The organism is Mycobacterium sp. SMC-11 (genome assembly GCF_046250095.1).
Lineage (GTDB): Bacteria > Actinomycetota > Actinomycetes > Mycobacteriales > Mycobacteriaceae > Mycobacterium > Mycobacterium heraklionense_A.
Genome location: NZ_CP176430.1, coordinates 3,663,718 through 3,685,168 on the forward strand (window position 1 = coordinate 3,663,718; position 21,451 = coordinate 3,685,168).

General features: G+C 67.6%; 21 protein-coding genes. 6 read left to right on the forward strand and 15 right to left on the reverse strand.

Features of this window, described 5'->3' with window-relative positions; all coding sequences use genetic code 11:
• Positions 1-6: 6 nt before the first annotated feature.
• Positions 7-918: a phytanoyl-CoA dioxygenase family protein gene (locus ACKY0X_RS17425; RefSeq protein ID WP_409427059.1), complete on the reverse strand. Its 912-nt coding sequence runs from the start codon at positions 916-918 to the stop codon at positions 7-9.
• A gap of 5 nt (positions 919-923) precedes the next feature.
• Positions 924-2,489, reverse strand: a complete 1,566-nt coding sequence (gene guaA / locus ACKY0X_RS17430) for a glutamine-hydrolyzing GMP synthase (protein WP_046285230.1) — start codon at positions 2,487-2,489, stop codon at positions 924-926.
• Between the two features lie 46 nt (positions 2,490-2,535).
• Here guaA and ACKY0X_RS17435 point away from each other — a divergent pair, with 46 nt between their 5' ends.
• Both ACKY0X_RS17435 and ACKY0X_RS17440 read left to right on the forward strand, forming a co-directional pair.
• The gene (locus ACKY0X_RS17435) at positions 2,536-3,312 is read left to right on the forward strand and encodes a beta-phosphoglucomutase family hydrolase (protein WP_409427060.1); all 777 of its coding nucleotides are present in this window, start codon (positions 2,536-2,538) and stop codon (positions 3,310-3,312) included.
• A gap of 10 nt (positions 3,313-3,322) precedes the next feature.
• The gene (locus ACKY0X_RS17440) at positions 3,323-5,683 is read left to right on the forward strand and encodes a glycoside hydrolase family 65 protein (protein ID WP_046285232.1); all 2,361 of its coding nucleotides are present in this window, start codon (positions 3,323-3,325) and stop codon (positions 5,681-5,683) included.
• 55 nt (positions 5,684-5,738) lie between these two features.
• On the opposite strand, the gene ACKY0X_RS17445 is transcribed toward ACKY0X_RS17440, so the two are convergent.
• From ACKY0X_RS17445 to guaB, 3 genes are all read right to left on the reverse strand, one after another.
• Positions 5,739-7,460, reverse strand: coding sequence for a GMC oxidoreductase (locus ACKY0X_RS17445; protein WP_409427061.1), 1,722 nt, complete (start codon positions 7,458-7,460; stop codon positions 5,739-5,741).
• 63 nt (positions 7,461-7,523) lie between these two features.
• Positions 7,524-8,663, reverse strand: a complete 1,140-nt coding sequence (locus ACKY0X_RS17450) for a GuaB3 family IMP dehydrogenase-related protein (protein ID WP_152665945.1) — start codon at positions 8,661-8,663, stop codon at positions 7,524-7,526.
• A gap of 73 nt (positions 8,664-8,736) precedes the next feature.
• A complete protein-coding gene (guaB, locus tag ACKY0X_RS17455) occupies positions 8,737-10,269 on the reverse strand; it encodes an IMP dehydrogenase (RefSeq protein ID WP_046285235.1) in 1,533 nt (510 codons plus the stop codon).
• A gap of 198 nt (positions 10,270-10,467) precedes the next feature.
• On the opposite strand from guaB, the gene ACKY0X_RS17460 reads away from it, so the two are divergent.
• Positions 10,468-10,872: a DUF5319 domain-containing protein gene (locus tag ACKY0X_RS17460; RefSeq protein ID WP_046285244.1), complete on the forward strand. Its 405-nt coding sequence runs from the start codon at positions 10,468-10,470 to the stop codon at positions 10,870-10,872.
• On the opposite strand, the gene ACKY0X_RS17465 is transcribed toward ACKY0X_RS17460, so the two are convergent.
• Entirely contained in the window at positions 10,863-11,678 is an 816-nt protein-coding gene (locus ACKY0X_RS17465) for a hypothetical protein (protein ID WP_409427062.1), read from the reverse strand. The two genes, ACKY0X_RS17460 and ACKY0X_RS17465, sit on opposite strands and share 10 nt — an antisense overlap.
• Positions 11,679-11,935: 257 nt before the next feature.
• Between ACKY0X_RS17465 and ACKY0X_RS17470 the strand changes: the two genes are divergently transcribed.
• The 3 genes from ACKY0X_RS17470 to ACKY0X_RS17480 all read left to right on the forward strand — a co-directional run bounded on the left by ACKY0X_RS17470 (position 11,936) and on the right by ACKY0X_RS17480 (position 13,745).
• Positions 11,936-12,226, forward strand: a complete 291-nt coding sequence (locus ACKY0X_RS17470) for a WhiB family transcriptional regulator (protein ID WP_046189106.1) — start codon at positions 11,936-11,938, stop codon at positions 12,224-12,226.
• A 192-nt stretch (positions 12,227-12,418) separates the two neighbouring features.
• Positions 12,419-12,730 (forward strand): DUF732 domain-containing protein, encoded by a 312-nt coding sequence (locus ACKY0X_RS17475; RefSeq protein WP_409427063.1) that lies wholly within the window; start codon positions 12,419-12,421, stop codon positions 12,728-12,730.
• Positions 12,731-12,812: 82 nt separating this feature from the next.
• Complete coding sequence (locus ACKY0X_RS17480) at positions 12,813-13,745, forward strand: PE-PPE domain-containing protein (protein WP_409427064.1); 933 nt, start codon at positions 12,813-12,815, stop codon at positions 13,743-13,745.
• A 29-nt stretch (positions 13,746-13,774) separates the two neighbouring features.
• Here ACKY0X_RS17480 and ACKY0X_RS17485 read toward each other — a convergent pair whose 3' ends face one another.
• The 9 genes from ACKY0X_RS17485 to rimI all read right to left on the reverse strand — a co-directional run bounded on the left by ACKY0X_RS17485 (position 13,775) and on the right by rimI (position 21,445).
• Complete coding sequence (locus tag ACKY0X_RS17485) at positions 13,775-14,053, reverse strand: hypothetical protein (protein WP_409427065.1); 279 nt, start codon at positions 14,051-14,053, stop codon at positions 13,775-13,777.
• Positions 14,054-14,065: 12 nt separating this feature from the next.
• A complete protein-coding gene (locus ACKY0X_RS17490; protein WP_409427066.1) occupies positions 14,066-14,365 on the reverse strand; it encodes a GlsB/YeaQ/YmgE family stress response membrane protein in 300 nt (99 codons plus the stop codon).
• Positions 14,366-14,558: 193 nt separating this feature from the next.
• Positions 14,559-15,659, reverse strand: a complete 1,101-nt coding sequence (locus tag ACKY0X_RS17495; RefSeq protein WP_409427067.1) for a ferritin-like domain-containing protein — start codon at positions 15,657-15,659, stop codon at positions 14,559-14,561.
• A gap of 128 nt (positions 15,660-15,787) precedes the next feature.
• Positions 15,788-16,765 carry an oxygenase MpaB family protein gene (locus tag ACKY0X_RS17500; RefSeq protein ID WP_409427068.1) on the reverse strand — a complete coding sequence of 326 codons (978 nt, stop codon included), beginning with the start codon at positions 16,763-16,765 and terminating at the stop codon, positions 15,788-15,790.
• Between the two features lie 144 nt (positions 16,766-16,909).
• Complete coding sequence (locus tag ACKY0X_RS17505; RefSeq protein WP_409427069.1) at positions 16,910-17,539, reverse strand: TetR/AcrR family transcriptional regulator; 630 nt, start codon at positions 17,537-17,539, stop codon at positions 16,910-16,912.
• Positions 17,540-17,755: 216 nt separating this feature from the next.
• On the reverse strand, positions 17,756-19,372 hold the full coding sequence (gene groL, locus ACKY0X_RS17510; RefSeq protein ID WP_409427070.1) for a chaperonin GroEL: 1,617 nt from the start codon (positions 19,370-19,372) through the stop codon (positions 17,756-17,758).
• A gap of 91 nt (positions 19,373-19,463) precedes the next feature.
• A complete protein-coding gene (gene groES / locus ACKY0X_RS17515) occupies positions 19,464-19,766 on the reverse strand; it encodes a co-chaperone GroES (RefSeq protein WP_046286723.1) in 303 nt (100 codons plus the stop codon).
• A 195-nt stretch (positions 19,767-19,961) separates the two neighbouring features.
• Positions 19,962-20,996, reverse strand: a complete 1,035-nt coding sequence (tsaD, locus tag ACKY0X_RS17520; RefSeq protein WP_409427071.1) for a tRNA (adenosine(37)-N6)-threonylcarbamoyltransferase complex transferase subunit TsaD — start codon at positions 20,994-20,996, stop codon at positions 19,962-19,964.
• A complete protein-coding gene (gene rimI / locus ACKY0X_RS17525; RefSeq protein ID WP_409429680.1) occupies positions 20,993-21,445 on the reverse strand; it encodes a ribosomal protein S18-alanine N-acetyltransferase in 453 nt (150 codons plus the stop codon). The genes tsaD and rimI overlap by 4 nt, the downstream gene beginning before the upstream one ends.
• Positions 21,446-21,451: the final 6 nt, after the last annotated feature.

Here is a 21,451-nt window from a genome sequence, read left to right on the forward strand (position 1 = left end):
ACTCGATCAGAGAGCCGCACTGACTCCCATCGAGGCAGCCACCTCGGGCATGTAGCGCTCCGCGAGCAGGGTCGCGATGGCCTCGACATCACTGGCCAGTGGATACATGTGGCGATATTGCAGAACCTGTTTGCCGATCAACCCGAGCCGCTCGGTGAACGTCGGCATGCGACCTGGATCCAGCAACGGCGTGTTGAACGGCGCGCAGTCGGAACGCTGAAACTCGAAGGCGGCGCTGATCCGCGGCGCGGCTCCGAGACGGCTGCCGCGCCCGCCCCAGTGCAGGACTGCCTGATTCCAGGCGAACATGGTGCCCGCCGTGGCCGGCAGCGCCCGAATGTCCTGGAGATTGCGGACCGTCGTGTTGTCCGGCCCGTCCCATCGACGCTGGACGAAACGATCGTCGAGATGAGCCGGCAGCACGTACATGCACCCGTTGAGCGGGGTGGCATCGGTGAACGGGAGCCACACCGTCAGCGTCCGCGGTGAGTTGTCGGCATCGAGAGTCCCGATCACCCGGTCGCGGTGCGGCCCCCAACCCACGGCGCTATCGCTGGGGTTGACGTGCCAGACCCAGAAGTCGGGCAACGCCTGATACCCCTCGCCCATCACGCTGGACAGGAACTCCGAAAGCCCCTGGAAAGCCAGCCACAGCTCGTCATAGACGAAGGCGAAAGCCAGTGGGATTCCTTGTTGGAACAGCGTCGACACGCCCGCGCGAATGGGCGCGATGGCCGCTTCCGGCAGGGCGTCGGGAACCTGGACGTAGCCCTCGCGCTTCAGGTTGGCCAGCTGGGTGTCGAGCTCGCCGACCGCGGCGGACGGGCGGGCGCCCCCGGCTTCGATCGACATTTCCGGGCACAGTTGCGCCCAGAATTCACGACGCTGGACGTCGGCAGCCGAAAGCGCAGCAATCATCGTGGCTACTCCCACTCAATAGTGCCGGGTGGTTTGCTGGTGACGTCCAACACTACGCGGTTGACCTCGGGAACCTCATTGGTTATCCGGGTTGAGATCCGCTCCAGCACCTCGTAGGGCACCCGCGTCCAGTCGGCGGTCATGGCGTCCTCACTGGACACCGGCCGCAGCACGATCGGGTGGCCGTAGGTGCGGCCGTCGCCCTGCACGCCCACCGAACGGACATCGGCCAGCAGCACCACCGGGCACTGCCAGATCTGGTGGTCCAGACCGGCGGCGGTCAACTCCTCGCGGGCGATCGCGTCGGCCGCCCGCAGCGTCGCCAGCCGCGGGCCGGTGACCTCGCCGACGATCCGGATGCCCAGCCCGGGACCCGGGAACGGTTGGCGGGCAACGATCTCCTCCGGCAGTCCCAACTCGCGCCCGACCGCACGCACCTCGTCCTTGAACAGCAGCCGCAGCGGCTCGACGAGACTGAACTTCAGGTCGTCGGGCAGCCCGCCGACGTTGTGGTGGCTCTTGATGTTCGCGGTGCCGGTCCCCCCGCCGGATTCCACCACGTCCGGATACAGCGTGCCCTGCACCAGGAACTCGACTCCCCCTTCAGAAGCGTGGTCTCCCAAGGTGTCTCGCACCGCACCCTCGAACGCCCGGATGAACTGGCGCCCGATGATCTTTCGCTTGCCCTCGGGATCGGACACCCCGGACAGCGCGTCGAGGAACACCGCTTCGGCGTCCACGGTGACCAGCTTGGCGCCGGTGGCGGAGACGAAGTCGTTCTGCACCTGCTCGCGCTCCCCGGCGCGCAACAGCCCATGGTCGACGAACACACATGTCAGGCGGTCACCGATGGCACGCTGCACCAGTGCCGCGGCCACCGCGGAGTCCACCCCGCCGGACAGTCCGCAGATGGCGTGGCCGTCGCCGATCTGTTCGCGTACCTGCTCGATCAGCGCATCGGCGATGTTGGCGGGCGTCCAGGCCGCGTCGATGCCGGCGAACTCGTGCAGGAACCGGCTGAGCACCCGCTGCCCGTAGGGGGTGTGCAGCACCTCGGGGTGGTATTGCACCCCGGCCAGCCGGCGGGCGCGGTTCTCGAATGCGGCCACCGGTGCGCCCGCGGTGCCGGCCACCACGGTGAACCCGTCCGGCGCCACGGTCACCGCGTCACCGTGGCTCATCCACACCGGCTGGGTGCCCGGCAGGCCCGAGTGCAGTTCCCCGCCGGTCACCGTCAGTTCGGTGCGGCCGTACTCACTGGTCCCGGTGTGCTCGACGGTGCCGCCGAGCGCGGCCGCCATGGCCTGGAAGCCGTAGCAGATGCCGAACACCGGAAGGCCGAGGTCAAACAGCGCCGGATCGAGCTGCGGGGCACCCTCGGCGTAGACGCTGGACGGCCCGCCGGACAGCACGATCGCCAGCGGATCGCGCGCGGCGATCTCTTCGACGGTCGCGGTGTGCGGGACGACTTCGGAGAACACCCGTGCCTCCCGAACCCGGCGGGCGATCAATTGGGCGTACTGCGCGCCGAAGTCGATGACCAAGACGGGGCGAGACGATGGTGATGACACGCAAAGAGTCTAGTGGCGGCGAAAGTCAGCCGGACCAACGGCGGGCATGGTGAAGTGTAGGCACGCCGGATCGCCGGAGGGAGGACACGTGCTGGGTCTGCCCGAAACGGTGCGTGCCTGCCTGTTCGACCTCGATGGAGTGCTCACCGACACCGCCAGCGTGCACACCCGCGCCTGGAAATCCATGTTCGACGCCTACCTGTCGGCGCGTGCCGAACGCACCGGCGAGCCGTTCGTGCCGTTCGACGCGGAAGGTGATTACCGGCGCTTCGTCGACGGCCGCAAACGCGACGACGGGGTGCGCGCGTTTCTGGCCAGCCGCGGCATCACGCTGCCCGACGGCGCCGACGACGACCCGCCCGACGCCGAAACCGTGCACGGTCTGGGCAACCGCAAGAACGAGGCGTTCCGGGTGACGCTGCAGGCCGACGGCGTGGAGGTGTTCGAGGGGTCCCGACGCTACCTGGCGGCGGTCACCGCTGCCGGCCTGGCCACCGCCGTGGTGTCGGCCAGCGCCAACGCCGGTGACGTGCTAGCGCTCACCGGTCTGGAGAAGTTCATTGCGCAGCGGGTCGACGGGGTGACGCTGCGTACCGAACACATCGCGGGCAAGCCCGCACCGGACTCGTTCCTGCGGGCCGCGCAGCTACTCGGGGTCACCCCCACCGCGGCAGCGGTTTTCGAGGATGCGCTGTCGGGGGTGGCGGCCGGTCGAGCCGGCGGGTTCGGCTTCGTGGTGGGCGTCGACCGGGTGGGCCAGCGCGATGACCTGCTGAGCCACGGCGCCGATGTCGTAGTCACCGATCTGGATCAACTGTTGTGAAAGCGGGCCGATGATCTCCGAGGATTACTTTCCGATAGAACCGTGGCAGATCCGCGAAACCCACCTCGATCTGGATCTGCTTGGCCAGACCGAGTCCCTGTTCGCGCTGTCCAACGGACACATCGGCTTACGCGGCAACCTCGATGAGGGCGAACCGCACGGCCTGCCCGGCACCTACCTGAACTCGTTCTACGAGGTGCGGCCGCTGCCGCACGCCGAGTCTGGATTCGGCTACCCGCAGGCCGGGCAGACCGTCGTCGACGTGACCAACGGCAAGATCATCCGGCTGATGGTCGACGACGAACCGCTGGACGTCCGCTACGGCGAGCTGATCGACCACGAGCGCATCCTCGACCTGCGGGCAGGCACCCTGACCCGCCACATCCACTGGCGCTCCCCAGCGAAAAAACAGGTCAAGGTCCATTCGACCCGGCTGGTGTCGCTGGCGCACCGCGCCGTCGCGGCCATCGAATACGTCGTCGAGGCAATCGACGAATTCGTCCGTGTGACAGTGCAATCCGAGCTAGTCGCCAACGAGGACCAGCCACCGACCTCCACCGACCCGCGAGTTGCGGCGATCCTGGAGAATCCGCTGGAGGCCGTCGAATGCGAGAACACCAACACCGGCGCAGTGCTGGTGCATCGCACCCGGGCCAGCGAACTGATGATGGCCGCGGCCATGGATCACGAGGTCGAGGTACCCGGCCGGGTCCAGGTCTCCACGATGACGATCTCCGACGTGGCGGCGACCACCGTGGTGTGCGGCCTGCGCCCGGGGCAGAAACTGCGCATCGTCAAATACCTGGCCTACGGCTGGTCCAGTGAGCGGTCCCGGCCCGCGCTGCGCGATCAGGCCATCGCGGCGCTGACCGGTGCCCGCTACAGCGGCTGGCAGGGGCTGGTCGACGCCCAACGCGCCTACCTCGACGAGTTCTGGGACGGCGCCGACGTCGAGGTCCACGGCGACCCGGACTGCCAGCAGGCGATCCGCTTCGCGCTGTTCCACCTGCTGCAGGCCAGCGCCCGCGCCGAACGGCGTGCCATCCCCAGCAAGGGTCTGACCGGCACCGGTTATGACGGCCATACCTTTTGGGACAGCGAGAGTTTCATCCTGCCGGTGCTGATCTACACCGCTCCGCACGCCGCAGCCGACGCGCTGCGCTGGCGAGCGACCACGCTCGATCTCGCGCGCGGGCGAGCCACCGAGCTGGGGCTGTCCGGCGCGGCTTTCCCGTGGCGGACGATCCGTGGCCAGGAGTGCTCCGGGTACTGGCCGGCGGGCACCGCCGCCTGGCACATCAACGCCGATATCGCGGCGGCGTTCGAGCAGTACCGGGTGGTCACCGGCGACAACACGGTGGAGCAGGAGTGCGGGCTGGCGGTGCTGGTCGAGACCGCGCGGCTCTGGCGCTCGCTGGGGCACCACGATCGGCACGGGGTGTGGCACCTGTACGGGGTCACCGGCCCCGACGAATACACCGCGATCGTCCGCGACAACGTGTTCACCAATCTGATGGCCGCTCACAATCTGCGCACCGCCGCGCAAGCGTGCGCCCGCCATCCCGATGCCGCCCACGAACTGGGGGTCACTACCGAGGAGATGGCCGGCTGGCGGGACGCGGCCGACGCGGCGCACATCCCCTATGACGAGGAACTCGGGGTCCATCCGCAGTGCGACGGTTTCACCACGGCCGCGGAATGGGACTTCGACACCCGCAACACCTACCCGCTGCTGCTCAACGAACCCTATGTGCGGCTGTATCCGGCCCAGGTGGTCAAGCAGGCCGATCTGCTGCTGGCCATGCAGTGGCGCAGCCATGCGTTCACCGACGAGCAGAAGGCCCGCAACGTCGACTACTACGAGCGGCGCACGGTGCGCGACTCGTCGCTGTCGGCGTGCACCCAGGCCGTGATGTGCGCCGAGGTGGGGCATTTGGAGTTGGCCCACGACTACACCTACGAGACGGCGTTCGTCGACCTGCGCGATCTGCACGACAACACCCGCGACGGCCTGCATATGGCGTCGCTGGCCGGGACCTGGCTCGCCTTGGTGGCCGGGTTCGGCGGCCTGCGTGACGACGCCGGCGTGCTGTCGTTGGATCCCGCACTGCCGGACGGGATCTCACGGCTACGGTTTGGGTTGCGCTGGCAGGGATTTCGGGTGACGGTCGACGCCAACCACAGCAAGGTCACCTACACCCTGCGCGATGGCCCCGACGGTCGGCTGACGATCAACCATGCCGGCAGGGAGGTCGAACTCAGTACGCAGTCCCCGACCACGCTGCCCGCCCGTCGGCGTGAACCGCTGTTGCCCGCCCCGCCGCAGCCGCCCGGGCGCGAGCCGAAGCACCGCCGGGAGGTGGCGCGGTGAACCCGTGCGATTTCGGCGCGGTTGCGCCCGCTCAGCGGGAATTATCGCGCCGAAATCACCCAGACCAGCGCAGTGCACCGAAGGCGCTGTCCGGCACCGCCGGGTTCTTCGGCGCGATCGGGTCCAGTCGCCGGTAGGGCTCGTTCTGGGCCGGCCGCAGATCGGCCTCGCCCTTGTTGGGCCACAGTGAGGCGGCCCGCTCGGCCTGCGCGGTGATCGACAGCGACGGGTTGACCCCGAGATTGGCCGAGACCGCCGCACCGTCCATCACCGCCATGGTCGGGTAGCCGTACACCCGCTGGTAGGGGTCGATGACGCCGTGCTCGGGGCTGTCTCCGATCGCGGCGCCGCCCAAGAAGTGCGCGGTGAGCGGGATGTTGAACAGCTCGCCCCAGGTGCCGCCGGCCACCCCGTCGATCTTGGCGGCGATGCGGCGGGTGACCTCGTTGCCGACCGGAATCCAGCTCGGGTTCGGCTCGCCGTGGCCCTGCTTGCTGCTGTAGCGGCGGATGCCCAGCTTGCCGCGTTTGGTGAAGGTGGTGATGGAGTTGTCCAGGTGCTGCATGACCAGGGCGATCACGGTGCGTTCGCTCCAGTCTTTGGGGTTCAGCAGCCGCAGGATGTTGCGGGGGTCTTCACGGCCCTGGTTCAGCAGTTGCTTCCAGCGCGGCACATCGGTCCCGCTCGGCCCGGTGCCGTCGGTCATCAAGGTCTGCAACAGCCCCATGGCGTTGGAGCCCTTGCCGTAGCGGACCGGTTCGACGTGGGTGTCGGCAGTGGGATGAATCGAGGAGGTGATCGCCACGCCGTGGGTCAGGTCCAGATCCGGATTCACGCTCAATGTCGCCGCACCCACGATGGATTCGGAGTTGGTGCGGGTCAGCACTCCGAGCTTGTCGGACAACTTGGGCAGCTTGCCCTTATCGCGCATCTTGAACAGCAGCCGCTGGGTGTTGTAGGTGCCGGCGGCCAGGATCAGATGCCGGGCGGTGAAGGTCTTGCGGTGCCGGCGCGCACGCAGGCCGGTTCGCACCGTCGTCACCTGCCACAACCCGTCGGCCCCCTGTTCGAAGGCGGTCACCGTCGTCATCGGATGCACCTGTGCGCCATTCGATTCCGCCAGATACAGGTAGTTCTTGACCAAGGTGTTCTTGGCGCCCCAGCGACAACCCGTCATGCATTCGCCGCACTCGATGCACCCGGTGCGCTGCGGGCCGGCGCCGCCGAAGAACGGGTCGGCCACCGTCTTGCCCGGCTCCTTGGCTCCGCTGGCGCCGTCCGGGCCGAAGAACACCCCGACCGGGGTGGCCACGAAGGTGTCGCCGACCCCCATCTCATCGGCTACCTGCTTGACGATGCGGTCCGCGTCGGTGAAGGTCGGGTTCTTGACCACGCCGAGCATCCGCTGGGCCTGGTCGTAGTGCGGCGTCAGCTCGGCGCGCCAGTCGGTGATGTGCGCCCACTGCTTGTCGGCGAAGAACGGCTCCGGCGGTACGTAGAGCGTGTTGGCGTAGTTCAGCGACCCGCCGCCGACCCCGGCCCCGGCCAGCACCATGACGTTGTTGAGCAGGTGGATGCGCTGGATGCCGTAGCACCCCAGCTTCGGCGCCCACAGAAACTCGCGCAGGTGCCAGGAGTTCTTGGCGAAATCGGCGTCGGCGTATCGGCGACCGGCTTCCAGTACGCCGACCCGATAGCCCTTCTCGGTCAGCCGCAGCGCGCTCACGCTGCCACCGAAACCCGAGCCGATAATCAGGACGTCGTAGTCAGGCTCCATAGCCAGCAAGTATGACCGTACTCACCGGTAACTTGCTAGATAGGCTGCCCTTACCTGGCGGGCTCACGAACCGACGGTCAGGCCGACCTTCTGGAATTCCTTGAGATCGCAGTAGCCGGCCTTGGCCATCGCGCGACGCAGCCCGCCGACCAGGTTCAAGGAACCGAACGGGTCATCGGAGGGGCCCTCGAGCACCTGCGCCAGGCTGGGGCGCTCCCCGTAGGCGACCTGCATCAGCGCGCCACGCGGCAGGGAGGGGTGGGCGGCGGCCGACGGCCAGTACCAGCCGTCGCCCTGCGCCTCAGCTGCGCCCGCCAGCGGCGTGCCCAGCACCACCGCGTCGGCGCCGCAGGCGATCGCCTTGGCCAGATCGCCGGACGTGTGGATGTCGCCGTCGGCCAGCACGTGCACGTAGCGCCCGCCGGTCTCATCGAGGTATTCACGGCGCGCAGCGGCCGCGTCGGCGATCGCGGTGGCCATCGGCACCGAGATGCCCAGGACCTCATCGGAGGTGGTCACCCCGGAGGTGGAGCCGTAACCCACGATCACCCCGGCCGCGCCGGTCCGCATCAGGTGCAGCGCGGTGCGGTGGTCGATCACGCCGCCGGCCACCACCGGGATGTCCAGCTCGGAGATGAAGGTCTTCAAGTTGAGCGGTTCGCCGGCACCGTCGCGGTCCACGGCGACCCGTTCGGCGGAGATGATGGTGCCCTGGATGACCAGCAGGTCGACGCCGGCTGCCACCAGCGCCGGGGTCAGTGCCGCGGCGTTCTGCGGGCTCACCCGCACCGCGGTGGTCACGCCGGCCTCGCTGATCCGCGCCACCGCGGCGCCGAGCAGCTCAGGGTTCAGCGGCGCGGCGTGCAACTGCTGCAGCAGCCGGATCGCCGCCGACGGCTCGGGTTCTTTGGCGGCCGCTTCGACCACCTGGGCGATCTTGGCCTCGACGTCGGCGTGGCGACCGATCAGTCCTTCGCCGTTGAGCACACCCAGTCCACCGAGCCGGCCCAGTTCGATGGCGAACTCCGGGGAGACCAGCGCGTCGGTGGGATGAGCCAGCACCGGCATCTCGAACCGGTAGGCGTCCAGCTGCCAGGCGGTGGACACGTCCTTGGAGGAACGCGTACGCCGGGACGGCACGATGTTGATGTCGTCGAGCTCATAGGTGCGACGGGCGGTGCGGCCCATGCCGATCTCAACCATGTCACGCATGACGGGTCAGCCTCGTTTCTGTTGCTCTGCTTGTCTGCGCGCAGACGCGGGAACGAACGTCTGCTCAGCGCACGTAGTAGTTGGGGGCTTCGACGGTCATGGTGATGTCGTGCGGGTGGCTTTCCTTCAGACCCGCGGCGGTGATGCGCACGAACTGTGCCTGCTGCAGCTGCTCGATGGTGGCCGAACCGGTGTATCCCATCGCCGCCCGCAGCCCGCCGGTGAGCTGGTGGATGACCGTGCTCAACGGGCCCCGGAACGGCACCCGGCCCTCGATGCCCTCTGGCACCAGCTTGTCCTCGGAGAGCGCGTCGTCCTGGAAGTAGCGGTCCTTGGAGTAGGACTTGGCTCCGCCGCGGCCTTGCATGGCGCCCAGCGACCCCATCCCGCGATAGCTCTTGAACTGCTTGCCGTTGACGAAGATCAGCTCGCCGGGCGACTCTGCGGTGCCGGCCAACAGTGAACCCAGCATCGTCGTCGAGGCGCCGGCGGCCAGCGCCTTGGCGATGTCTCCGGAGTACTGCAGTCCACCGTCGGCGATCACCGGCACACCGGCCGGGGCGCACACGGCGACGGCCTCCATGATGGCGGTGATCTGCGGGGCGCCCACCCCGGCGACCACCCGGGTGGTGCAGATCGAGCCGGGACCCACCCCGACCTTCACCGCGTCGGCGCCGGCCTCGACCAACGCCGCGGCGCCGCTTCGGGTGGCCACGTTGCCGCCGACCACATCGACCCGCTCCCCCACTTCGGCTTTGAGCTTGCCCACCATGTCCAGCACCCCGCGGTTGTGGGCGTGCGCGGTGTCCACGATCAGCACATCAACTCCGGCGTCCACCAGCGTCATCGCCCGAATCCAGGCGTCGTCGCCAACACCCACCGCGGCGCCGACCAGCAGCCGGCCGTCGCTGTCCTTGGTGGCCAGCGGGTGCTGCTCGGTCTTGACGAAGTCCTTGACGGTGATCAGCCCGGTCAGCTTGCCGTGGCCGTCGACGATCGGCAGTTTCTCGATCTTGTGCCGGCGCAGCAGACCCAGTGCGGCGTCGGCGGAGACGCCCTCCTGTGCGGTGATCAGCGGCGTCTTGGTCATCACCTCGGCGACCGGCTTGTTCTGGTCGACCTCGAAGCGCATGTCCCGGTTGGTGATGATGCCAACAAGTTGGCCCAGGGAGTCCACTACCGGCAACCCGGAGATCCGGAAGCGGGCGCACAGCGCATCCACCTCGGCCAGGGTGTTCTCCGGCGTACAGGTGACCGGGTCGGTGACCATCCCGGCCTCGGACCGCTTGACGGTCTCGACCTGGCCGGCCTGCTCGGTGACGGGCAGATTGCGGTGCAACACGCCCATGCCACCGGCGCGGGCCATCGCGATCGCCATCCGGGCCTCGGTGACCGTGTCCATCGCGGAGCTGACCAGCGGCACCTTGAGCGCGATGTTGCGCGTGAGCCGACTCGCGGTGTCGGCGGTGGCCGGCACCACGTCGGATGCTGCCGGAAGCAGCAGGACGTCGTCGAAGGTCAGCCCCAACATTGCGATCTTGGGCGACTGTCCGTCGAGCGCGCCGCCGGGGTATACCGCATCGCCTTGCGGGCCCATGGCATCAATCATCGGAGCGCTGACCTCTGTTTTGGACAACCAACGGCCATCTGGGAGCCTCCACTACAAAGCCGGGGTGAGAAGTCCATCCTAATAGCGGCGCACAGCTGCTTTCGCCCCCCACCACCCTTGCCCTTTGGGCGGGCCCCTGGACCCGCCGCTGGCGTTCTGTCATGGCGACTGCGTACCCTGATGGGCGTGCGTGACCACCTGCCACCCGGTTTACCGCCCGACCCGTTCGCCGACGATCCGCATGACCCGTCTGCCGCACTGGACGCCGTCGAACCGGGCCAGCCGCTGGACCCGCAGGAACGGTCCGCAGTCGAGGCCGACCTCGCCGATCTGGCGGTCTACGAAGCGTTACTGGCGCACAGGGGAATTCGCGGCCTGGTGGTGTGCTGCGACGACTGCCAGCAGGACCACTACCACGACTGGGACATGCTGCGCGCCAACCTGCTGCAGCTGCTCATCGACGGCACCGTCCGGCCGCACGAGCCGGCCTACGACCCGGAGCCGGACAGTTACGTGACGTGGGATTACTGCCGCGGTTACGCCGATGCGTCGCTCAACGGGGTGACCAGGGAAGCCGACGGCTACCGCTGATCCCGGCGCTGCCAGGTTCCGCCGCGGTGGACCACCAGCTGTGCGGCCTCGTCACGCAGACCGCGTAACTCTTCCGCCGAGTACGTGCTGGCGGCGTCGTTCAAATCGGCCAACATGCACGCCAGCGCCCATTGCAGGGGAATCAGCCCCAGCCGGCCGGTGTCCCGCAATGCCGCTTCGGCCACGACGCGCGCTCGATCGAGATTCCCCGCACAGCACAGCGCACCGGCCAGCACCACCTGACTTTTCACCCGATGTCGCACCATGCCGTCACTCACGAGCTCGCATGCCTGCTCGGCATGACGCACCGCGGTGGCTCCGTCGCCGGTGACCATCGCCAATTCTGCGGTCACCCAATGCCGGCGGACCACCAGGCGCGACGGCGCGGCGGCCGGCTCCGGTTCGGCCCGGGCCAGCAGTGCCGCCGACGCCGCGAAACGGCCAACTCCCAGGGCGTCGGCGGCCAGCCCGACCAGCGCATCGGCGCGGGCCTGCGGGTCGACTTCGCGGTCGTTGAGGGCCAGCGCCAGCGCCCGGCCGTCGAAGCCGCGGGCCAAATCGTGCCCGCCGAGTTGGCGCAGGAACGAGCCCCGGGTGCTGTATGCCAGGGAGGCCAGCGGTCCGGCCGGCACCTCCCGCACCAACGCCGCCAGGTCGGCGGCGGCGCTGGCGTAGCGCCCCTGCCCCCCAGCCGCGACGGCACGAAGCCACCGCTGCCGGGGATTGGTCGCCTTGGGCAAGGGCCAGCGGCCGGGTTCATCGCCGAAAGCGGCGGCCACCAGGACGGCATGTGGGTCGTCAATCATCGCTGGGCGACGTTACGCGGTACCGCCTTCGCATAACCACTCCACAGAATGCGGAATAACATCCACTCTCACGGAAACTCCACCCGTTTAGGCCAGCCTTTCTTAACCATCGCGTTGGTTTTACTTCAGATCGTTTAGTTACCGTCCCCTCGGCGCCGGAAGACAGCCGGCGCTGTTTTACGCGCACCACCCGAGATACCGCTCGACAAGCCGCATCCCAAAGATCCGGCCCCAACAGCGTTTTGAGAGGGGTTCCCATGCCACAGGTTGAGCAATTGCCCGGCCGCAACGCGGACGTATGGGATTGGCAGCTCCGGGGAGCATGTCGGGGGGTCGACTCATCGGTGTTCTTCCCGCCCGACGGCGAGCGCGGCCGCGCCCGAGCCCAGCGCGAGCAGAACGCCAAGAAGTGGTGCCGCAGTTGCCCCGTTCTGGAACAGTGCCGGACGCACGCACTCGCCGTAGGTGAGCCCTATGGCATCTGGGGCGGCATGTCCGAAGCCGAGCGGCACGCCGCGCTGCGCTGCAACCTGCGCCCCAGCGGCTGATTACTTCCCGACCGGCCGCGGCGTCACATCCGCGGCCCGTGGGCACCCTGAGCAGCCCCCGGTTAGCCGGGGGCTGTTCGCTCGCTTGAGCGCGGATCACTCGGTTCTGGCGACCACAGGCCGGTTGCGCCATTACGCTTTTCTTTCGGCAGCCCGCGGGGCTGCGAGGTCAAGAAGAGCAAGGAGAGCACCGTGCAGAAGCACCTGCTGTTCGCCACCGTCGCAGCGGGGTTCGCCGTGGGCCTGATCGGCGCACCCATCGCGAGCGCTGACGACGAGGGATTCCTCAATGAACTGCGATCCAATGGGTTTCCGGGCCTGACGCTGGGAGACCAGCAGTTGCCCGACGGCGTGGTGGTGGCCAACGGCTGGATGGCCTGCAACCGGCTGCGTCTGGGCGAGAAGCCCGAACAGACGCTGGCCCAGGTGAACCCGAACGATGCCGACAAGGGCCGCATGCTGATCAACGCCGCGCAGCATCACCTGTGCCCCGACACCCTCTGACAGCCTCCAAGCCGTACGCGCGATGACATCGCAAGGCAGGGCAGGCAAAAACACGGTTGCTCACGTCGCCGTCGTCGGCCTGATGGCGGCTACGGCCGGTGTGGCAACCAGCCAACCGGTCGTCCACGCCGCGGCCACTCTGCTGGCCACCACCGGTCCTCTCGCGGGCAGCCAGACCGCACTGATCCTCGGCGGAACCGGCCAGCCGACGCCGTCGCCGGAGTATGCACGCTCCGCAGAAGAGCTGTACCTCAACGCGCTGGGCTTCAACGGCGGCTCGACCGGCTCGATGGTCTGCCACATGGACGGCACCGACCCGTGCAGCGCCCCGCTACAGGTGCTGACGACACCCGAACTGTTCCAGCAGAGCAGCCTTGCCGACGCAACAGCGCTCGTCCTGGCCGTGGAGAAGGAATTCGACGCAAACCCAGGCGCATTCGATGCCGACCACCCGCTGACAATCTTCGGCTACTCGCAGAGCGCCACCGCCGGGTCGATGGCCATGGCCCAACTCGCGGCGTACGGAATCCCCAGCGATGCACTGCATTTCGTATTCATCGGCAATCCCTCAAACCCGGACGGCGTCTGGCAGCACCTGGAAGCTGCCATGGATGCGACACTGGGGGCCAAGTTCACCGACGCCTTCCTCAGCTTCACCGGTATGGATGACAGCATCGGAAGCTCTACGCCGAATGACCTGTACCCCACCACCATTTACAGCCTGCCCACCGACCCGGTGGCCAACTTCGTGGACTCCTACGCCGAAAACGGCCTGTGGGGCGCGCTGCTGAACATCTTCGGCCCGCACGTGGAGTACTTGGGCCTGACCCCAGAGCAGATCGCCGACGCCACCACCATCACCGACGGACTGCTGACCTACGTCAACATCAACGACGACGACATCAACGGCTTCGACGCCTGGATCAACGCGCTGTTGTTCAACGGGGTGGCCACCAGCGATCCGCTCCAGAGCGTGTGGGACTCGCTGGTGCTGCTGTTCACCAACTCGTACTGAGCTCAGCCAGACCTATCCACGCTGTGCCCTCAGCCGTGCGGCGCCTCGGATATCTTGCTGTCCGGCTTGCCCAGTGTTTTGCAGTAGGTGGACACCGACAGACGGGTCGCCGAGATCTCCAGACTCGATGGGTCGGCACCGCTCTTGTCCTTGAGCATCTTGGTGATTTCGTCGTCCTGCTTCTTCTCGTCCTGATCGACGAAATCCTTGCACTTGGTGTCGCCGCCGGTGTTGATCACCTGCGAGGCCGAACACCCGCTGGAAAACAGCACACCCAGCGCAAAGGCGGCAAACGCAACGCTTTTCATCTTCGACATTCCTTACGCCCCACGCCCGAAGAGGCGCAGCAGCCAGAGCAGGATGATCGCACCCAGAATTGCGGTGAACAAGGTGAACCACCAGCCGCCGCTCGCCGTGTCGACGACGAAGCTGAGCAGGAATCCGCCGATCAACGCTCCGACGACACCTACGACCACGTCGGCGAGCAAGCCATATTTGGTCTTCATGGCCATGCCCGCGATCCAGCCGGCGATAGCGCCGATCACGATGTAGCCGATCCACCCCACACTGGTCAACGTTGTGGAACGGGCCAGGAATTCGGTGGCCGCCACTGCGTTCATGGTGATCTCCTTTTCGACACCCTTAGCGCCGCCCCGGTCAGCGCCGCGGGAGATTCATACCCGTTCTGCGCGGCGGCTAATCACCCATCGCTGACTGTTCACCATTGGGCCAAAAATGAATTGACAACCGATGCAAATGCATTCGGTTTCGGGTCGCCCGATAGGAACGCCGTCATACCTACCGCAAGCAAGGTCAGCTCGCGCCGGCCGTGATGACCTCGTTGACCTCGACGGCCCGCATCGCCATCTCGGCGTGCGCCCGGTCCAGGGATTCGGCTTGATCCTCGTCTGCCTTCATCAACGCCTCGATGTCGAAGCCGGCCATGTCGAGCACACCCATGTCCCGGAACGCCTTCTGCACCTTGGGGCCCCACAGCCCGATGTCTTTGACGATCGGCACGATGCGACTGAACAGATGTGAGCGGAACTGCGTCATCGACGGTGACGAGTCGACCCATTTCGCGCATTCCTTGACGTCCAGGCCGAGGGTCTCGAAGACCTCCTCGCCACGGAATCGGTCACGCATCAGGTAACAGGCGTCCACGACGAACTCTTCGCGGTCGTCACGTTCGGCCTGGGTGAGCTCGGAGTAGTAGTCCTTCAACGAGATTCGCCCGAAGGCGACATGGCGGGCCTCGTCCTGCATGACATAGGCCAGCACCTTCTTGGCCAGTGAGTCCGGTGCCGCCAGGTCACGCTGCACGCCGAATGCCGCCAGTGCCAGCCCCTCGATGAGGACCTGCATGCCCAGATACGGCATGTCCCAACGCGAGTCATGCAGGGTGTCATCCAGTAGCGCCGTTAGGTTCTTGTTGATCGGGTAGACCAGGCCGATCTTCTCTTGCAGGAACCGCGAGAACGCCTCGACATGGCGGGCCTCGTCCATGGTCTGGGTGGCCGCGTAGAACTTCGCGTCCAGATCCGGGACGACCTGGACGATCTTGGCCGCGCACACCATCGCGCCCTGCTCGCCGTGCAGGAACTGGGAGAACTGCCAGGCCTGGGAGTGCTGGCGCATCTCGGCGCGACGCGCCTCGTTCGCGGACTCCCACATCGGGCTGCCGAACAGCGGATGGAACTCGTCGGGCAGACCGATCGGGTTCATCGGGTCGACGTCCTGGGACCAGTCGATGCGCGACTGGGCGTCCCACTGCTTGTCCTTACCCTTCTGATACAGCGACAGCAATCGGGCCCGCCCGTCGTCGTACTCCCACGTGAAGCGCGCGTCGCCGACGCTGGCGACCTCCCACGAGTAGGGCTCGGGCACTTCGGTGTACTTGTCCCTGGTGGTCATACGCTGCCGCCTTTACCGGGTGTGACCAGTGGTCTTATGACGTGTATCACACTGCGCCGCGGGCGGCGGCGCGTCAAGCATGTCGGGTCGAAAACTGCACAGGGTTCGACGCCTTGCAGTCTCGCCGTTCAGCTTCCACGGGCCGCGCCTGCGGCCGCGCGGTTGGCTTCCAGCTGGGCGCGGGAATAGTGGGTGCGCCAGCCGGGCTGACCGAAGCGACGGCGTAGGGAGAAGTAGGCCGGGCCGAACCGTCCCGCCAGAGGCATCGGAATTGCGCGCCAGAATGCTGCATGCACTCTGCGTTCGATTCGATCGAGGCCGGTTATCCGCAGCCCCATGTCGGCGTGGAATTTCTCGGGTACTCCGGCAAGCACCCCGACGCGCAGTGTCCGCGTCAACGGCAGGGAGATCGCTCGCCACAGCGGCATGGGGACCAGGCGCCAACCCCGAGGCTTGGCCGGGCTCAGGGCATGGTCGACGATGAACTGCACCTGCGGGTTGACGGCCAACGTCTCGTCGACGATCGGCTGCCAATACTCGCAGAACCCGGCATAGGTGTCGGGCAGGCTACGGACCCCGAATCGCCGCCCCACTTCGTTGAGCGCCCGGTAGGCCTGCTCCCGCTCATCGGTGTCGGCGAAGAGCCGGAATTCGTCAGCGATGTCGAGGCCGCCTTTGAGGATGGACCCCCAGGTCCAATTCCAGACGTCTTTGTTCCAGGCGTGGTAGCTGGTGCCGTCCGGCATCGACCCGGTGATCGGACGGTGCAGTTCGTGCAAGCCGTGGGCCACATCGTCGGCTTCTGGCCCAGCGAACACGATGCCCATCACCATCTCGTAGGTGCTGAACAGGCGGCGACTGGCGGCCTGCAGTGTGGGCAGGTCTTCGCTGCCGTTGAGCGCGCGGTCCTTCTCGCTGAGTACATGGGCGATCTTCGGGTGCAGGGTGGGCATGATCAGCGCCGGGACGTTGGCGTACAGCAGCACAAGTGGATGCCCGACAATGTGCCGCCCGAGCGATCCTTGGGCCAACGGGTCGTCGGCACCTCCCGCCAAGGTGGCCGGCACGCGGGCAGTTTCTGGATCCACTTCGGGGATAGACGTCATTTCCAACTCCTCGCGCTCTACGACTGATAAAACGGTCGTAGTCTCATTTGGGCCGACGGTAGCACGCAGCGGAGCCGGCCTCCTAGCCCTCAGGCGAAGCTGGGGACGTTATCGCTGCTCACAGCACTGACAGAACATCTGTTCCTACCGGGAAACACGCACGTCGGGCGAGCATTCTTCGGCGGTCAGGACGATGCGCTGCAGCAAGACGCGAGCCGGGTCGAGGATGTCGAGCAGTGTCGAGGCAGGGGCCGATCCAAGGTGTTGCACCATCAACTCGTTCACGCCGCCGAGGGCACCGATCAGCAACGCATAGTCGGCCGCGGTGGGAGCGGGATCGGGTCCGGCCGGGCCCCTGACCCGGCGCAGGTGCTCCACGGTGACCGCGGCGAAGTCCCACAAGCCCTGCGAACGACGGGCGCGAATGCGGTCGGTGGAGGCAACCGCCTCGACCACCAGGCTCTGGGTGAACGCCGGTTGCGAGGCCAGCGTCTCCAGGTAGGTTCGCAACCCGGCCTCGATCACCTCGGCTGCTGTGCGCGCACCAGCGGCAGCCTCCCGCATCTGCTCGGTGACAAGTTCCACTGCCGCGTAGGTGGCAAGAAACGCCGCTTCTTTATCGGGATACAATTCGTAGAACGTCTTGGTGGAAATCCCTGCGCGCGCTGCGATCTGGCGAACACTGGCCCCGGCGTAGCCATGCTCGGCCACTACCTCGACGGTTGCGATCCGCAGCCGCACCTCTTGGGAACGACGGACTTCCTCGCGCGTCAACCCGTGGCGATGGCGAGGAAGAGTGGGCGCCGCATCTCCGACTGAGTCCCACAACAATGAAGCAGACCGGCCAAGCTGCGCGCCACTCCCGGTTTCGCTCACCCGCCTGTCCTACGCCAGCGACCGACAAATCGCAACAACCACAGCGCCGACATCCACCAAACCGAAAACACCCCCGGCCCAATTGGGACCGGGGGTGCGTTCCGTGCGGACTACCTAGTGCGCGTGCCCGTGATGCCCGTGGCCGGCGTGCGCGTCGACCTCGACGGGCTTGTCGACCACAGCCGATTCGGTGGTCAGGATCATCCGCGCCACCGAGGCGGCGTTGAGCACCGCCGAGCGGGTCACCTTGACCGGGTCGATGACACCGTCGGCGGCCAGGTCACCGTAGGACAGTGTCGCGGCGTTGAAGCCCTGCCCGGCCGGCAACTCGGCGACCTTGCTGGTCACCACGGCGCCGTCGACGCCGGCGTTGGTCGCGATCCAGTACAGCGGTGCGCTCAGCGCCGCGGCGAACACCTCCGCGCCGGTCGCCTCGTCGCCGGTCAACGCCAGCCCCGCCAACGCCGCGCGGGCCTGCACCAGCGCCGCGCCGCCGCCGGTGACGATGCCCTCCTCCACCGCGGCCTTGGCCGCCGCCACCGCGTCCTCGACCCGGTGCTTGCGCTCCTTGAGAGCGGTCTCGGTGGCGGCACCGACCTTGATCACGGCCACCCCGCCGGCCAGCTTGGCCAGCCGCTCCTCGAGCTTCTCGCGGTCCCAGTCGGAGTCGGTCGCCTCGATCTCGGCGCGCAGCTGCTTGACCCGCCCGGCGATGGCCTCGGCGGTCCCGGCGCCGTCGACGATCACGGTGTCGTCTTTGCTAACCACCACCCGGCGGGCCGTGCCCAGCACGTCCAGGCCGGCCTCCCGCAGCGTCAGGCCCACGTCGGGGTTGATCACCTGGGCGCCGGTGACGATCGCGAGGTCTTCCAGGAACGCCTTGCGACGGTCACCGAAGTAGGGCGCCTTGACGGCAACGGCCTTGAGCGTCTTGCGGATTGCGTTGACCACCAGGGTCGACAGCGGCTCGCCCTCGACGTCCTCGGCGATGATCAGCAGCGGCTTGCCCGCCTCGACGACCTTCTCCAGCAGCGGCAGCAGGTCCGGCAGCGAGCTGATCTTGTCGCGGTGCAGCAGGATCAGAGCGTCTTCGAGGACGGCTTCCTGCGAGTCGAAGTCGGTGACGAAGTAGGCCGACAGGAAACCCTTGTCGAAGCCGACGCCGTCGGTGATCTCCAGCTCGGTAGACAGCGTCGAGGATTCCTCCACGCTGACCACGCCGTCGCTGCCGACCTTGGTCATCGCCTCGCCGACCAGCTCACCGATCTCCTCGTCACGCGAGGACACGTTGGCCACCTGCGCGATCGATTCCTTGCCGGAGACCGGGATGGCCGCGGCCAGCAGCGCTTCGGACACCGCATCGGCGGCCTTGGCGATGCCGGCGCCCAGCGCGATCGGGTTGGCGCCGGCCGCAACGTTGCGCAGTCCGCCGGAGATGATGGCCTGGGCCAGCACGGTGGCGGTGGTGGTGCCGTCGCCGGCCACGTCGTTGGTCTTGGTGGCCACCGACTTCACCAGCTGCGCGCCGAGGTTCTCGAACGGGTCTTCCAGGTCCACGTCGCGAGCCACGGTGACACCGTCCATGGTCACCGTCGGGCCGCCGAAGGACTTGGCCAGCACCACCGTGCGGCCGCGCGGCCCCAGCGTCACCCGGACTGCGTCGGCGAGCTTGTTGACGCCGGCTTCCATCGCCCGGCGCGCGGCCTCGTTGAACTCAATCTGCTTGCTCATAGCTGTTTAAGCCCTTTTCTCTACGCGTGCCGCCCCGGACATCACCCGTAAAACGGGGATCTCCGGGGCGGGCACGGTGGTTGCTTTGTGGCTACTTGCCGACGATGGCCAGCACGTCGCGCGCGGACAGGATCAGGTACTCCTGGCCGCCGTACTTGATCTCGGTGCCGCCGTACTTGCTGTACACGACGACGTCACCCTCAGCGACGTCCAGCGGGATCCGCTTGCTGCCACTCTCGTCCCACCGGCCGGGGCCGACGGCGACGACAGTGCCTTCCTGCGGCTTCTCCTTGGCAGTGTCCGGAATGACCAGACCGGAAGCGGTCGTGGTCTCGGCCTCGTTGGCCTGAACGAGGATCTTGTCCTCGAGTGGCTTGATGTTCACGCTCGCCACGATTGGAGCCCTCCACATTGTCTGGATGCGACCCGGCCGATGCCGAGCCCATCGGAACGTACTTACTTAAGGTGTTCGGCATTCGTGCGAGCCCTCGCGTCGTCGTCGCGGGTGCCGAGCGGGAGTCCGACCGACTGCCACCTAGCACTCTATACATGAGAGTGCTAGCACTCAAGGGGACCCCGCTGCGAATGGTCAGGAGACCTGTCCCTGCACCACCGGCAGGCCCGGGTTGGTGGCTACGTCCAGCGGCGACGGCGCCGCCCCCGCGGCGATCAGATGCGCCGCGAACGACGCGATCATCGCCCCGTTGTCGGTGCATAACCGCAGCGGCGGGATGCGCAGCGTTAATCCCGCTGCCGCGCAGCGTTGTTCGGCGAGTTCGCGCAGCCGGGAGTTGGCGGCCACTCCCCCGGCGATCAGCAGGGTGCCGACCCCGAGATCGGTGGCCGCCCGCACCGCCTTGGCGGTCAGCACGTCGGCGACCGACTCCTGGAACCCGGCCGCCACGTCGGCGGGCGAGAAAGCGGCTTGCGCCCCGTGCTTTTCGATATAGCGGGCCACCGCGGTCTTCAGGCCGGAGAAGCTGAACACGTACGGGTCATCGCGCGGGCCGGTCATGCCGCGCGGAAACGTGATCGCCTCGCGGTCGCCGGTGCGGGCCAGCTCGTCGAGCACCCGCCCACCCGGATAGCCCAGCCCGAGCAGCCGGGCCACCTTGTCGTAGGCCTCCCCCGCGGCGTCGTCGACGGTGCTGCCCAGCTCGACGATCGGCTCCCCCAGCGACCGCACGTGCAGCAGGTGGGTGTGGCCGCCGGAGACCAGCAGGGCCACGCACTCCGGCAGCGGGCCGTGCGCGTAGACGTCGGCGGCCAGGTGCCCGCCCAGGTGGTTGACGGCGTAGAACGGGACCTCCCAGGCCGCCGCGTAGGCCTTGGCCGCGGCCGCGCCCACCAGCAACGCCCCGGCCAGCCCCGGCCCGATGGTGGCCGCCACGACGTCGGGACGCTTGATGCCCGCCTTGTCCAGCGCCCGGCGCATGGTCGGCCCCAACGCCTCCAGGTGTGCGCGCGACGCGATCTCGGGTACCACCCCGCCGAAGCGGGTGTGCTCCTCCACGCTGGAGGCCACTTCGTCGGCCAGCAGCGTCAGAGTGCCATCGGCTTCCAGGCGGGTGATGCCGACACCTGTTTCGTCGCAAGAGGATTCGATGGCCAGGACTACTGTCAAGACAGGGCCTCCCGCCGCATTGTGTAGGCGTCTGCGCCGTTGCGGTAGTAGCGCTTACGCAGTCCGGTCTCGACGAAACCGACGTCGCGGTAGAGCGCGATCGCCGCGGCGTTGTCGGTGCGTACCTCCAGGTACACCACGCCGCCGTCGGCGTACTCCAGCAGGTCGGTGAGCAGTCGCCGCCCGATCCCACGCCCCTGATGGGCCTTGTCCACCCCGATGGTGTGCACCTCGTACTCGAACGGCGGGGTGCGCCCAAGTCGCGCGATTCCGCCGTAGCCCACCACGGCATCGCCGACCCGGGCCGCGACGTAGTGGTGGTCGCGCGCACCGATCGCCCGGCTGAATGCCTCGGCGGGCCACGGGTCGTCGCCGCCGAACAGTTGGGCTTCCAATTCGGCGCAGCGCTCCGCGTCGCTGTCCACCAGTGCGTCCAGCGTCACCGGCACCGCGGC